This is a genomic window from Halobacillus ihumii, assembly GCF_902726645.1.
Lineage (GTDB): Bacteria > Bacillota > Bacilli > Bacillales > Halobacillaceae > Halobacillus_A > Halobacillus_A ihumii.
Genome location: NZ_CACVAO010000001.1, coordinates 3,222,710 through 3,236,652, shown reverse-complemented (window position 1 = coordinate 3,236,652; position 13,943 = coordinate 3,222,710). Strand labels below are relative to the sequence as shown.

The 13,943-nt window shown below is 42.7% G+C and carries 11 protein-coding genes; 4 read left to right on the top strand and 7 right to left on the bottom strand.

Going from position 1 to position 13,943, the window contains the following annotated elements:
- Positions 1 to 28: 28 nt before the first annotated feature.
- A complete protein-coding gene (locus G6R08_RS16050; RefSeq protein ID WP_163529305.1) occupies positions 29 to 730 on the bottom strand; it encodes a phosphatase PAP2 family protein in 702 nt (233 codons plus the stop codon).
- A 176-nt stretch (positions 731 to 906) separates the two neighbouring features.
- On the opposite strand from G6R08_RS16050, the gene G6R08_RS16045 reads away from it, so the two are divergent.
- From G6R08_RS16045 to G6R08_RS16030, 4 genes are all read left to right on the top strand, one after another.
- Positions 907 to 1,731, top strand: coding sequence for a M55 family metallopeptidase (locus tag G6R08_RS16045; RefSeq protein ID WP_163529303.1), 825 nt, complete (start codon positions 907 to 909; stop codon positions 1,729 to 1,731).
- 234 nt (positions 1,732 to 1,965) lie between these two features.
- A complete protein-coding gene (locus G6R08_RS16040; RefSeq protein ID WP_163529301.1) occupies positions 1,966 to 2,886 on the top strand; it encodes a S66 peptidase family protein in 921 nt (306 codons plus the stop codon).
- Positions 2,887 to 3,005: 119 nt separating this feature from the next.
- Complete coding sequence (locus G6R08_RS16035) at positions 3,006 to 3,596, top strand: phospholipase D-like domain-containing protein (RefSeq protein WP_163529299.1); 591 nt, start codon at positions 3,006 to 3,008, stop codon at positions 3,594 to 3,596.
- A gap of 474 nt (positions 3,597 to 4,070) precedes the next feature.
- Positions 4,071 to 4,604 (top strand): DUF420 domain-containing protein, encoded by a 534-nt coding sequence (locus G6R08_RS16030; protein WP_163529297.1) that lies wholly within the window; start codon positions 4,071 to 4,073, stop codon positions 4,602 to 4,604.
- A gap of 53 nt (positions 4,605 to 4,657) precedes the next feature.
- Here G6R08_RS16030 and G6R08_RS16025 read toward each other — a convergent pair whose 3' ends face one another.
- From G6R08_RS16025 to G6R08_RS16000, 6 genes are all read right to left on the bottom strand, one after another.
- A complete protein-coding gene (locus G6R08_RS16025) occupies positions 4,658 to 6,442 on the bottom strand; it encodes an L-lactate permease (RefSeq protein WP_163529295.1) in 1,785 nt (594 codons plus the stop codon).
- 176 nt (positions 6,443 to 6,618) lie between these two features.
- The gene (locus G6R08_RS16020) at positions 6,619 to 7,395 is read right to left on the bottom strand and encodes a fumarylacetoacetate hydrolase family protein (RefSeq protein WP_163529293.1); all 777 of its coding nucleotides are present in this window, start codon (positions 7,393 to 7,395) and stop codon (positions 6,619 to 6,621) included.
- 21 nt (positions 7,396 to 7,416) lie between these two features.
- Entirely contained in the window at positions 7,417 to 8,835 is a 1,419-nt protein-coding gene (locus G6R08_RS16015) for an FAD-linked oxidase C-terminal domain-containing protein (protein ID WP_240339829.1), read from the bottom strand.
- Between the two features lie 50 nt (positions 8,836 to 8,885).
- Positions 8,886 to 10,271: a (Fe-S)-binding protein gene (locus G6R08_RS16010; protein WP_163529289.1), complete on the bottom strand. Its 1,386-nt coding sequence runs from the start codon at positions 10,269 to 10,271 to the stop codon at positions 8,886 to 8,888.
- Between the two features lies 1 nt (position 10,272).
- The gene (locus tag G6R08_RS16005) at positions 10,273 to 11,565 is read right to left on the bottom strand and encodes an FAD-binding oxidoreductase (RefSeq protein ID WP_163529288.1); all 1,293 of its coding nucleotides are present in this window, start codon (positions 11,563 to 11,565) and stop codon (positions 10,273 to 10,275) included.
- 168 nt (positions 11,566 to 11,733) lie between these two features.
- Entirely contained in the window at positions 11,734 to 13,914 is a 2,181-nt protein-coding gene (locus tag G6R08_RS16000) for a malate synthase G (RefSeq protein ID WP_163529286.1), read from the bottom strand.
- Positions 13,915 to 13,943: the final 29 nt, after the last annotated feature.

Genomic DNA, 13,943 nt, shown 5'->3' with positions numbered 1-13,943 from the left:
TACTGTGATACCCGATTAACAGCTCTGTTTAACTTACCGATTTCCTTTGCCGCCTTCGCTGCCTCCAAATTGTCAGCTCCAATGCGCCAATGCAAATGGCTAACCATGAAAGCCCCAGCAAAAGACCTGCAATAATATCTGTAAAGAAGTGCACCCCCAAGTACACACGACTGAGAGCAACCAGCAAAATTGCGATCGTCAACGCCACGTTAATCGGCCATTTCCATCTTTTATCTAATGAACTGATTACCACAAGATAGATGACAAACCCATAAAAGGTTACGGCCCCCGTTGTGTGCCCGCTTGGGAAGCTAAAACCTGTACCATCATATTGTGCAAGAATATCGGGACGCTGCCTTTCAAACAACAGCTTCAAACCTTTGGTCAATAAACTGATCCCAATCATATTCACACCAAAGTAAACCGTGACCCATGCACTAAATGATGAGAAAAACAATAGGTACACCGCCAAAAGGATTGATAAAATAGTAATCAATGTAACAGACCCTATATCAGTAATCCAGCCCACAATCATGGAAAGCTGTTCAGAACTAATCGTGTTGACAATGTTCGTAGCCGCCTGATCAATGGCAAACTTCTCTTTTTCGACAACATCCTCAGCTATTTCAAGAAATAGGAAAGCAGCACTTCCGACTGCAGCAAACCCTGCAATAATTAATAAAACCGACATCCTTGAAAGATCGGAAAGTTTAGTACCAGAAAACAGCAAAGTCTAATTCCTCCCACCCTATAAACAATTTCATAATCCACAGTATTCCCCTAACCTGACCAGATGAAACGAAGATGTCACAGCCCTGCTCATAAACCCTCCTTATAGTTTGTCATATTGATAAAATACTGATACGATTGTTTGAAAATTATTGAAATTAAGAAGGGAGCATTTATATGAAGCTTTTTATGTCTGTTGATATGGAAGGAATCACAGGTTTACCGGATTCCACTTTCGTTGACTCAAATCGTCATAATTATGAAAGAGGACGAATCATCATGACAGAGGAGACGAATTATGTCGCTGGAGCGGCTTTTGACCACGAAACTTCAGAAATAGTTGTAAATGACAGCCATTCTAAGATGAATAATCTGTTAGTCGAACGACTACATCCTGATGTACAACTGATTACTGGAGACGTTAAACCTTATTCAATGGTTCAGGGGCTGGACCACACGTATGAGGGAGCTATTTTCCTAGGATATCATGCGCGGGCGGGACACAGAGGTGTGATGTCACACTCGATGACGAACCGTGTTCGCAACTTCTTTATTGATGATGTTGCGGTTGGCGAACTGGGCTTAAACGCTTATTATGCAGGATATTATGGTGTGCCTGTGCTCATGGTTTCAGGAGACGACATGGCTGCCCAGGAAGCTGAGAAACTTATTCCAAACGTGGTTACCGCTCCCGTTAAAGAAACCATTTCACGTTCCGCTGTCAAAACATTATCACCAAAAAGAGCCGGGGAACTGCTGCAGCGTAAAACGGTCGAAGCCATTCAAAGCCGGGACAAAATCCAGCCGCTTGTGCCGCCTTCCCACCCAACACTTCGGATTGAATTTACCAATTACGGCCAAGCCGAGTGGGCGAATCTTATGCCCCGTACGGAACTAGAGCCAGGGACTACGATTGTTTCCTATAAAGCTAAAGATATCCGTGAAGCTTATCAAGCTATGTTAGTGATGACAGAACTCGCTGACCGGACCACATTCTCTTAATCAAAAAGTGCTTTACTAAGGAACTCTTCGCATATAATAATGGAGAAGTTTAAACTCCAGGAAAATGAATGAACGTGTGCGTGTGGTGATCGCAATCAGGCTTAAAGTGAGCGATCGTCCGCATTTATGAGCGAAATTGTATTCTAAGCGAGCTTTTTTATGTAATCATGAGCTTTAAACATGGACTTCTGAGCGATAAGTGCCAAAAACACATGGAGGGAAGGAGAAATCTAATTGTTACTTCCTAAAAAACTGAAATCTGGTGACACAATTGGTGTGATCGCCCCAGCTAGTCCACCAAACTTGTCGAATTTACAGCGTTCCATTCATTTTCTTCATCAACTGGGTTTGCACGTCAGAATCGCCCCTCACGTGAGAAGTGAGTATGGCTACTTGGCAGGTACCGATTCTCAAAGACTCGATGACCTACACACCATGTTTGCCGATCCTTCCATCAACGGCATCATTTGTGCCGGAGGTGGTTATGGCACGAGTCGAATAGCACCATTCATTGATTACCACCTTATTAAACGAAACCCAAAAATCTTCTGGGGCTACAGTGATATTACCTTTTTACATACTTCCATTCGCCAACAGACAGGGCTTGTCACCTTTCACGGCCCTATGCTTTGCTCCGATGTAGGCAAAGAAAACTTTGATCCCTTATCTAAAGCAATGTTTCAGCAGCTGTTTGAACCAACAAGATTAATCTATTCCGACGCTGTATCTCCTCTTCAAATTATCAGCCATGGAGAAGCTTGCGGTGAAATCATTGGCGGGAACTTATCCTTACTTGTAAATTCAATCGGGTCGGCGTACGAAATTGATACGACAAACAAACTGTTGCTCATAGAAGACGTTGGCGAAGAACCTTATCGTATCGACTCCTTCTTAAGCCAGCTAAAGCTTGCCGGGAAGTTAGACCAGGCAGCAGGAATTATTGTCGGAGATTTTAGCAAAGCCACACCGAAACACCCGGAAGATTCCTTAACACTCGAACAAGTTTTCAACGACTATTTTTCTTCACTTAAAAAACCTGTCATATCCGGATTTAAAATTGGCCATTGTCTGCCCCATTTCGCCGTTCCCCTAGGCAGTAAGGCTGCACTTTCAAGCTCATCAAAATCACTAGAGGTAAACCCAGGTGTACAATAGAATTCATTGATTCTGAACAAGATGAATCGATCATCTTGTTCTTCTTATGACTCATTGCGTGAATAGGACAAAAAGTAACAAGCATATAATTAGTTATCTACAAGAAAGAAGGGATATCGATGGACCTCGTCATTACTGCGGGAACAACTTTACTCATCGGTTCGATTTCTTATGGGGTCTATAAGTTTTCACAAAAAGAGCATACAGAACACATAACCCTCACCCCTGTGGAGTATGTGTTCACGAAATCAAATAAATCACCTAAGCAAAAAGTCAAAGAAGTAATTGATCACACAAAAAAAACATTAGATGTTGCTATGTTTTTATTAACGGAAACTGATTTTGTTACACATATTACTAAAGCCACCAAACGAGGCGTAAACGTTCGAGTAATTACGGATAGAACCCAAGCGAGTGATCTCTCCAAACAGACCGCAAATATTCAGAAGCTAATCAAGGCTGGTGTGCCTGTTAAGGTCAACACTTACGATGGGAATATGCATTTAAAAGTCATGATCTCAGATCAAAACCTCGTTACGACAGGTTCCTATAATTTCACGTATTCAGCTGAGAATAAAAATGATGAAGTACTTGTCGTCATTAGAGGTAAAAAGATCGGCGAAGAATGGACCAACAAGTTTGATTCAATGTGGAATGACAGCTCACAGTACAGTCCTTATTCACATGACGCCGATGAAAAATATGCTTAGTCCTGGCGCGAACGCTAGGTAATTAGAAATTTCCATGGGAGCCGGGACAAAACTGAATTTAGCATAAAATAATCTGAACGATTTTTATTTGAATGAGTTCAGATTATTTGTGTGTCTAAATAGGATTTCTACGATCGCTCCGTCAAAATACTTCGCTTTCCACGGGCGTAGGAGTCTACGTATTTTGACTACGCTAATGATCTGCGTTTATACTATTCATTTTTATCGTTTGTTTTTTGACATCATTACTTTACTTATGTTTCAGCCTCGTTCGACATTAGCACCGGTCCCGCAAGACGCGGGGGCGTTCGGTGTTGGCACAGGACGTGCCGTTCTTAACCGAACTTCCTTTCAAATGCGACATAGATTTCGACATCTTTTTGACTAAATCAGCATTTCAATTTGCTCAGCTGCAATTTCTGTTAAAATTGGAGTAGTTACTTTTTATAGCGAATACAATCGAAGGAGATACAAATGAAAACCACAACTAATCAGAAAAATTATACAGGAATTGTCGTCACTCTTACCCTGGCTATTAATGGTTTAATCGCATTGCTTTTCTTTATGCCAAAGATTGAGCAATTCAGCCACCTGGATGTTACGTTTCTGCCCTTGTTAAATGCCGTGTTAAATAGCTTTACATTCATCTTTCTGCTTGCAGCGCTCTTTATGATTAAACAGCGCAATATTAAAGCACATAAACGATTTATTCTGGCGGCCTTTACGACAACTTTCTTCTTTTTGCTATCGTACGTCACCTACCATGCACTCGCTGACTCCACACATTTTGGAGCAGACGGTTTCATTATGTACGTGTACTACTTTATTTTAATTTCACACATTTTACTGTCTATCGTGATTGTTCCTATGGCTCTGATTACATTATTCCGCGGTCTCAACCGTCAGGATGAACGCCATAGAAAAATTGCACGCTGGACGATGCCGCTGTGGTTATATGTAAGCTTAACCGGTGTTATTGTCTATTTAATGATTTCCCCTTATTATTAAACAGCACAAAATCCGATTCAACATGAACGCTCATGTTGAATCGGATTTTACTTTTACTTCACTGACTTAAATGGTTTTTCCATAAGAAGCAGATCGCTTCGCTTTCGATTAGTGGCGATAATATAGATAGCTAAAATGCCGATAATCGAAACAATCACAGTTCCTAAATTAAACCAGCCTTTTTCTGCTGTCCATACAATCGTATACCCGAGCGCTCCCGTCATCGTCACATAGTAGATAAATGGGATAATGGTTTTCCTGATTATCTCTCCTTCTTTCCCTACTAAACCAACAACAGCAGAGGCTGCCACAACATTATGCACACAAATCATGTTTCCCGCTGCACCACCTACCGCCTGGAGAGCGACAATCCAGGAAGCATCTACACCAATTTGTGCTCCTACATCAAATTGAAAAAGTGAGAACATCATGTTACTCACGGTATTACTTCCCGCTATAAATGCTCCAACTCCTCCGATAAGCGGAGCGAACAATGGCCAGAAGTCACCCGCTAAAGCTGCGACTCCATTAGCGAGCTCAATCGGCATGCCTTCATACCCGGCAGCACCTCCATCCGAATTTAGGAAAACCTGCACCATGGGAACAGTAAAAACCAGCGCTGTAGAAGCGGCAATCATGGTTTTAGCGGAATGCGACCATGCACGTTTATAACTGGATTTATTCATTTGATGGATGAAAAATGTAATCAGTGAAACGAGCACAAATACCGATCCTGGTGAGTAAAGAGGCTGGAAGCTTGCTGTGATGTCCGTGCCAAAAATATTAGGCACTGAAATGGTCCAGGCTTTGACTAATTCAAGAAATGGCAGCGCTTCCAATCTGGTGATGACTAAAAACAATCCAATTAAAACATAAGGAGTCCAGGCTCGAGCCATCGACATTCTCCCACTTTTATGAGAGATATCCTTGATTTCAATACTTCCCGTCCATTCAGGATCCCACTGAGATTTATCTTCAAAATCCCATTGCTCCTCTTTAGAAGGCATCAAGAATCCCTTTTTAGCAGCTGAAACAACGATAACTAATCCAACTAACCCGCCAATCATGGATGGGAATTCAGGTCCTAGAAGGTTGGCCACGATAACGTATGGAATCGTCATAGAAAAAGCTGCAAATAAAGCAAATTTCCATACTCTCAGACCCTCACTAAACGATTTATTTTTCCCAAAGAACCTTGTCATGAGTGCAACTACAAATAACGGGATTAATGTTCCGACGATTGCATGAACGATAGCTACTCTGCCGCCAATCATCGTAACAAGCGCTAAAAAGTTACTCGTAATTCCAGGGTCTGCTGCCAGGCCGGACTGTACTCCAACTAGAATCGGCGTTCCCACGGCACCAAAGGAGACAGGTGTGCTTTGGATCACCATTCCTGCCACAACAGCTGCCATTGCCGGAAAACCGAGGCCGACGAGCAAAGGAACTGCCACTGCTGCCGGTGTACCAAAACCCGCTGATCCTTCGATGAACGATCCGAATAACCAAGCTATGATGATCACCTGAATTCGCCGGTCAGGAGATATACCGATAAACCCTTGACGAATGGTTTTAATCCCGCCGCTCTCTTGTAAAGTATTTAATAATAAAATAGCACCAAAGATAATATAAAGGAGCGTTGCTGCCACGACTAAACCATTAATGGAAGCTGCCGCTACGACAGCACCAGGAACCTGCCACACAAACAGTGCTAAAACCACAGCCACAAGATAAGAAATCGGCATGGCCTTACTGGCTGGCCACTTAAGACCCACGAGAAAGACCGCTACAGCTACTATCGGCAAGATCGATAATAATGCTAAGACACCTGTGTTCATTATTTTCCCTCCATCATTATTTTTTGGCATTACACTAGCCTGACTCTTTTAAACCAGCATGTATGATGGGCGATGTGGGCTATGGGTAGCAGCATAATGCAATAATTTTTAAAATGAACAGTATTTATTTATGGCGGGTTCCTGATAGTTAAGAATTCACTCGTGCCTTTCAGAGATTAGGAACTTACTAATGTTTGTGAATTAACCGTCTTGTTTCGTAACGTGCCGATTTCATCTACCTTACATTCGATCACATCTCCTTCCTTAACAAAATGTGCACCAAGTGGACTTCCTGTAAGAATCACATCTCCGGGATGTAAGGTCATCACAGTGGATAAGTAGACAATCATCTCTTTCAAAGGTACAATCATCTGTTCCGTTAGGCTGTTTTGCTTTTCCTCCCCATTAACTTCAGCCTTCACCCTTACTTTTAACGGATCCAGTTCTGTCTCAACTACCGGACCAAGCGGTGTAAAGGTGTCAAAAGATTTTCCTAATGTCCAATGACCATCTTCATGGAAAAATTGCGGTGCGGTCACATCATTACCAATCGTATAGCCAAAAACATGTTCAAGCACTTGATCTTTTGAGAGATTCTTTGCCTCCTTGCCAATCACAACTGCTAGTTCTGATTCAAACTTTATTTCCTCGATAGCGTTTGGAATCACAACATCCTGCTCTGGTCCTGCGATGGAGGAAGCGGGTTTAAAAAAGAATACGGGAAGATCAGGAATTGTATCAGGCAGCTCTTCCTTACTGGCTACATAATTCGCGCCTATCCCAATCACTTTGCTTGGGGACACAGGCGCTAACCATTCCACCTCTTCAGCCGAATAGATTTCTTCAGTGAATTCCCACTCATTAAAAATTTCACCTTTAACGGCCTTAATTCCTTTCTCAGTCACCACCCCATAATGTTCTGAATGATTGTAACGAAATCTAGCAAACTTCATCTTTCCACTCCTCTCAACCGGTTAATGAGCTACTGTGTCTTGTACGATCTTTTTCACATCCATACAGCGACTTGGCGTCGGAAACAATTTCCCTTGATTTAGTAAATTCTCCGGGTTGAACACTTCACGAATTCTCGTTTGGGCCCCAAGCTCCTCATCTGAAAAAATAAATCGCATCTCTTCTTTTTTCTCAATCCCTACACCATGTTCCCCTGTGATCGAACCGCCAACATCCGCGCAAGCTTTCAAACAAGCTGAGCCTGCTTTCAAAGCCTTCTCAGTTTCACCGGGGACCCTGGCATCAAATAAAATTAATGGATGGAGGTTCCCATCACCCGCATGAAAAATGTTCGCAATTCTTAAACCGTATTCTTGGCTAATCTTTGCTATATTGCTTAATACCTCAGGCAGCGTACTTCTCGGGATGACTCCATCTTGCACAAGATAGTCTGGTGATATCGCCCCCATCGCTCCAAAGCCCGTTTTTCGGTTGGCCCACCAGGCTCCTCTCTCCTCCTCACTTTTGGCCACTTTTACTTCTCTTACATTTCTTACATGACAAACTTGTAAAATCTCTTCAATCTGCTCCTCAATACCCGTCGTAATGCCATCCACTTCTATCAGCAATAATGCTTCGATATCTTTAGGATGACCTACTGGAAAAGCTCCCGCTTCTACACCTTCAATTGCAATTTTATCCATCATTTCTAGTGCAGCAGGAACAATACCTGCTGAGACAATATCAGATACAGCATGGCTTCCATCTTCCACATCATCAAAGTAGGCAAGTACCGTTTGTTTCCCCTGTGGATTTTTCAAAATGCGAACGATGATCTTCGTAACAATCCCAAGTGTTCCCTCAGAACCTGTCAATAAGCCTAATAAGTCATAACCCGGTGTATCAGGTATTCCATTTTCGCTGATCTCTATGACTTCCCCATTAGGAAGCACGACTTCAAGACCCAATATATGATTCGTTGTGACTCCATACTTTAAGCAATGTGCTCCCCCGGCATTTTCCGCGACATTCCCTCCAATCGTACATACATATTGACTTGAGGGATCTGGTGCATAGTAATATCCTTTGTCAGAAATAGAGTTCGTTAATTTTAAATTAACAAATCCTGGCTGTACTACAGCCTGCCGATTTTCATAATCAACGCTGAGCAGCTTCTTCATCTTCACCAAGCTGATGATCACCTCTTCATTCAGGGGGATGGCTCCTCCGCTCAGTCCCGTTCCGGCCCCCCTAGCCAGAAAAGGAATCTGATGATCAGAACAGTATTTCACCAAAGCAGCAACCTCTTCGGTATTTTTCGGAAAAACGACTGCCTTTGGAAGAGCTTTTTCAATAGCGAATCCATCACAATCATAGGATAGAAGGTCTGCCTTCTTATAAAGAATTTCGTCTGTTCCAACGATGTTCGCCAATTGATCAATGTGCCTATCACCGCTTGACTTTTTCCTTTTATTTAATGAGAACAACAGGTTCACCTCTCTCCGGCGGATACAATTTTTTCTTTTCCTAGATTCCCTTCGTCCTGATCTTTTTGATAAGCCCAATCTAGCAGCTGCACTGTATGAACAATCTCTGCCTTTCTTCCATACTTTTGAACACCTAAAGCCATCTGAAGCATACACCCTGGATTCCCCATCGAAATCATCTCTACATCCTGTGGAACATTATCCATCTTTCTTTCCAGCACAGAGCCGGCCATTTTCGGATTGGTAATATTATAAATGCCTGCACTTCCACAGCACGTATCAGCATTTGATTGTTCAAAATACTCCACTCCAGGTATGTCATTGATTAGCTGTCGTGGCTCGTGACGAACCCCTTGCCCATGAGCTAAATGGCACGCATCATGATACGTGATTTTTTTATTCAGCTCACTTTTCGGCTTGTCGTAACCGCTGTCATATAGGTATTTAGAAATATCCTCTACTTTTGCTGAAAATGACTCTGCTCTTTCCCTCCACTCTGGATCATCTTTAAATAATTCAGGGTACTCCTTTAGTGCACAGCCGCATCCCGCTGCATTGACGACGACTTTGTTTGAATCTTCAAAGGCCTTGATATTTTGTTTAGCCAGTTTCTTTCCTGTGTCTCGATCCCCTGCATGAACATGAAGAGCTCCACAACAAGTCTGATTTTTAGGAAGCGTCACTTCATTTCCATTGTGAGTCAACACATTGATCGTTGATTGGTTAATATCACTGAACATGACATCCATAATGCATCCCGTTAAGATCGCTACTCGTGCTTTTACTTCCCCTTTTGCTGTAATCACATCTACATCCTTATATTTACTTTGGACGGAGGAATTAACCTTTGGCATGATCGATTCCATCTCAGCAAGGTGATTAGGCATGACACGAGTGGCTCCAGTTTTACGGACAGCGTTTTGAAGCCCGCTCTTTTGATAAAACCTTAGGAGACCACTTACCGTATTTAAGCGGTTCTTATGAGGAAATAATCCTTGTAGAAAAAACTTGCTCACTGCACCCTTTATCCCTGTTAACGGCATCGCCTGGCGAACTTGACCTCTTGCTTCTTCAATAAGTCCGCCAACATCGACATCTGCCGGGCAAGCCGTCGTACATGCACGGCAATCAAGGCATTGAAATACCGGGTCCATAAACTCTTCGTTTAGTTCGATCTTGCCTTCTGCCACCGATTTTATTAAGTGGACCCGGCCTCTTGGCGAATGCTGTTCCTGTCCGGTTTCTAAATAAGTTGGACACGACTCCAAACACATGCCGCAATGAACACAGTCAGCCCATTTGTTCTCATCAGGATGATCCTCTGGGAAATAATTGCTTAAGCTAGCAGTCGAACATACTGGTTCATTATTTTTCATCTTCTCAACAAGCATCCTATATCCCTCCTACGAACCGCTTATAATTTAACGTGTTATGGGGGTCTACTTTTGCCTTAATGCCTTTGAATAAGAAAAAGTAGGAAGGAGGATCCCCCCAGACATTTAATTCTGATCGGAGGTTAAACGGCAAATGTTTGATAACAGCATGACCATTTTTCTGTTCCGCAAAATTTCTGATGTGAGCAATCGCCTGCTTCATACTAGTTTCTGATCCCTTCAAAATGATATGACTCACCCCATGACCTGCTCCTCCGTGAGCTTCCACCTTCATATCATATTTCGCTTGGATACGCTGACTCTCTTCAATGATCCCAAACACATCTAAGTTCTTACTTCCTAGTTTCAAAACACCTTCTACCTCAGCGTCGTCACGCATTTCCTGTAAGCTGTTCGGAGCGTTAGAAGCAAATTGAGCCCAAAAATCCTTTGCTTCTTCTAAGGATAATAGAGTCGTTTCAGCCCCGGCAGGTTTGTGTTCCTCCACCCAATTTTCCTGGTATTTAACCGAATTCTCGACATCTTCAAACGAGATCAATAAGCTATACGTGTATTTATTAAGGAATTTATAGGATAGAGTTGGATTCAGTAATTCCAATGAAGCCGGTTCTAACATCGAATCCTGAAGCTGAACCGCAAATGCCCGCAAATTCTCAAGCTGGTTCTCAGTCGCAGAGAGGATTACTAAGCTCTCGTATTTAGGGAGAGGACGCAATTTTAATGTGATTTCAGAAATCACTCCCAGCGTGCCCATCGAACCGATAAACAACTTGTTCATATCATAACCGGCTACATTTTTTACAACTTTACCTCCTGTACGAATCACACTTCCGTCTGGATACACAATCCGTAATCCGATCACAAGATCCCGTGCCGAGCCGTACATTAAACGTTTAGGACCGCTTTCGTTTGCTGCAATAACACCACCAATTGTTGAATCATCTGGCCAAGCTGGATCTATGGCTGCCATCTGCTTGTGCTCTTTTAAATAATTCTGCAATTCAGCTATCGTCGTGCCGGATTTTACAGTCACCGTCATATCTCCGACCGTATGTTCAACAATCCCTTTATTCTTAGCTAAAGATAGCAAATAATCGTACTCCACCATTCCTCCTCCATAACCTTGTTTCGTTCCCCTGCCCATAACAGATATCTTCTTCCCTTCTTCCTGAGCAGACCTAAGTACCGTTGATAATTCACTTTCAGATGTTGGGGTGAGGACAGACAATCCGTTGTGACCAAACGCTTTATTCGGAACCCTCATTTCATTTATTGACTCTTTTAGTTCCATTACCATCCGCCTCCTATGAAAGCTTGATGAGTGGTGATATCCCCTACATATTTCGACAATTTATTTAAATATTCAGAAAAATATAGTAAAAAAAATATGTAAGGCTTTTTTCGATGGAGGTAGGAGGACCATAAACCCATTTCCTGAGTTCAATGGTCCTTCCTCACATTATTTAGCGTGAACCCGACTTTTCGCTTCAATCCGACGACGGTGAAGAATTGGCTCGGTGTACCCGCTTGGCTGCTCCAAACCTTTAAATACCAAGTCACAAGCAGCTTGAAAAGCTACAGAATCGTCGTAGTCAGGAGCCATATTTCGATACTCTGGATCAGAAGCATTTTGTTGATCCACAACTTTGGCCATGCGTTTTAATGTTTCCATCACCTGTTCTTCTGAACACACTCCATGATGAAGCCAATTTGCAATATGCTGACTGGAAATCCTTAATGTCGCCCGGTCTTCCATCAACCCGACATTATTAATATCAGGTACCGTTGAACAGCCGACTCCCTGTTCCACCCAGCGCACAACGTAGCCCAATATCCCTTGAGCATTATTATCCAGTTCCTCTTGCACTTCCTCTTGTGTCCACTGCTGATCTGCCGTTAGTGGAATTTCTAAAATATCATCCTGTTGGTCCGTAAGCGATTGTGATAAATTATTTTGTACGTCGCGTACATCTACCTGATGATAATGCAAGGCGTGCAAAGTAGCCGCGGTCGGCGATGGCACCCACGCCGTATTAGCACCAGCCTCAAGATGCCCGCCTTTTTGTTCCATCATCGCCTTCATCATATTTGGCATGGCCCACATCCCTTTACCGATTTGCGCCCTGCCCTGTAATCCAGTTTCCAGTCCTGCTTTAACATTCGATTTCTCATAGCCTTGAAGCCACTTCGAAGATTTCATGTCATTTTTACGGATCATCGGGCCACGCGCCTCCATGGAAGTATGAATCTCATCACCTGTTCGATCGAGGAATCCTGTATTAATGAAGACGATTCGCTCTTTCACTTCACGGATAGCGGCTTTTAAGTTTAGCGTAGTACGACGCTCTTCATCCATTACGCCGATTTTTAACGTATTACGGTCTAATCCAACCAAGTCTTCCGTACGATCAAACAGTTCATTCGAAAATGCGACTTCTTCAGAACCATGCATTTTTGGCTTCACAATATAAATGGAACCTTGAGTAGAGTTTTGATACCTTCCATTTCTCAACACATCATGTTTACCTAACAGACCCGTAATCACAGTGTCCAATATCCCCTCAGGCACTTCGTTACCCTCCTGATCAAGTACAGCATCACTTGTCATTAAGTGACCAACGTTACGCACAAACATGAGCGACCGTCCCGGTAACGAGAATTCCTTCCCTACTGGTGAAGAATACGTACGGTCAGGGTTCAAGGTTCTCGTAATCGTTCGATCTCCTTTCGTAAACGTTGCCGATAAGTCCCCTTTGTATAAACCTAGTAAATTACTATACACGAGCACCTTATCCTCAGCGTCTACCGCAGCTACCGAATCTTCACAGTCGATAATGCTTGTTAAAGCAGATTCTACAAGCACATCCTTTACACCAGCTTGATCCGTTTTTCCAATTGAATCGTCTCGGTCAATTTGGATTTCAAAATGAATGCCATTGTTTTTAATTAAGAGCACATCAGGCTCCTGCGGCTGCCCCGTATACCCTGTCAACTGATCGTGCTCTTTTAGAGCGACTGTTTTGCCACTGCTTAATGTAGCAGCCAATTCGCCGTTATTGACAAAGTAAACCTCTACTTCTTTATGGGACCCTTGTTCTAAAGGTACAACCCGATCCAAAAACTCTTTAGCATAGGCAATGACCTTCTCACCGCGGAGCGGGTTGTATGATCTACCGATTTCCGCCCCATCCTCTTCACTGATCACATCAGTTCCATAAAGAGCATCATACAAGCTTCCCCATCGTGCATTTACTGCATTGATCGCATAACGAGCATTATTCACGGGTACAACAAGCTGAGGGCCTGCCTGATGAGCAATTTCATCGTCAACATTTTCGGTAGTGATCTGTACATCTTCCACTGAAGGTTCCAGATATTGAATCTCTTTCAAAAAAGATTTGTAACTCTCTTTATCAAAATTGTGCTTATGTTGTTTATGCCACTCATTTATTTGTTGTTGCATATCATCCCTTTTAGCTAATAAGCGCTTATTCTTGGGAGATAGGTCATGGATGATAGAAGCTAGGCCATGCCAAAACTCCTCCCCTGTCAGTCCGCTTCCAGGGATGGCCTCTGAATTAATAAATTCATATAAAACAGGAGATACTTGAAGAGTATCGATCTGCACGTATTCTTTCATAAATCATTTCCTCCTTAAAATGAATAGAT

Excerpts from the sequence above, each read along its gene's own strand:
- G6R08_RS16045 (WP_163529303.1), top strand. The coding sequence starts at position 907 with ATGAAGCTTTTTATGTCTGTTGATATGGAAGGAATCACAGGTTTACCG.
- G6R08_RS16035 (WP_163529299.1), top strand. The coding sequence starts at position 3,006 with ATGGACCTCGTCATTACTGCGGGAACAACTTTACTCATCGGTTCGATT.
- G6R08_RS16030 (WP_163529297.1), top strand. The coding sequence starts at position 4,071 with ATGAAAACCACAACTAATCAGAAAAATTATACAGGAATTGTCGTCACT.
- G6R08_RS16025 (WP_163529295.1), bottom strand. The coding sequence starts at position 6,442 with ATGAACACAGGTGTCTTAGCATTATTATCGATCTTGCCGATAGTAGCT.
- G6R08_RS16020 (WP_163529293.1), bottom strand. The coding sequence starts at position 7,395 with ATGAAGTTTGCTAGATTTCGTTACAATCATTCAGAACATTATGGGGTG.
- G6R08_RS16010 (WP_163529289.1), bottom strand. The coding sequence starts at position 10,271 with ATGCTTGTTGAGAAGATGAAAAATAATGAACCAGTATGTTCGACTGCT.
- G6R08_RS16005 (WP_163529288.1), bottom strand. The coding sequence starts at position 11,565 with ATGGAACTAAAAGAGTCAATAAATGAAATGAGGGTTCCGAATAAAGCG.
- G6R08_RS16000 (WP_163529286.1), bottom strand. The coding sequence starts at position 13,914 with ATGAAAGAATACGTGCAGATCGATACTCTTCAAGTATCTCCTGTTTTA.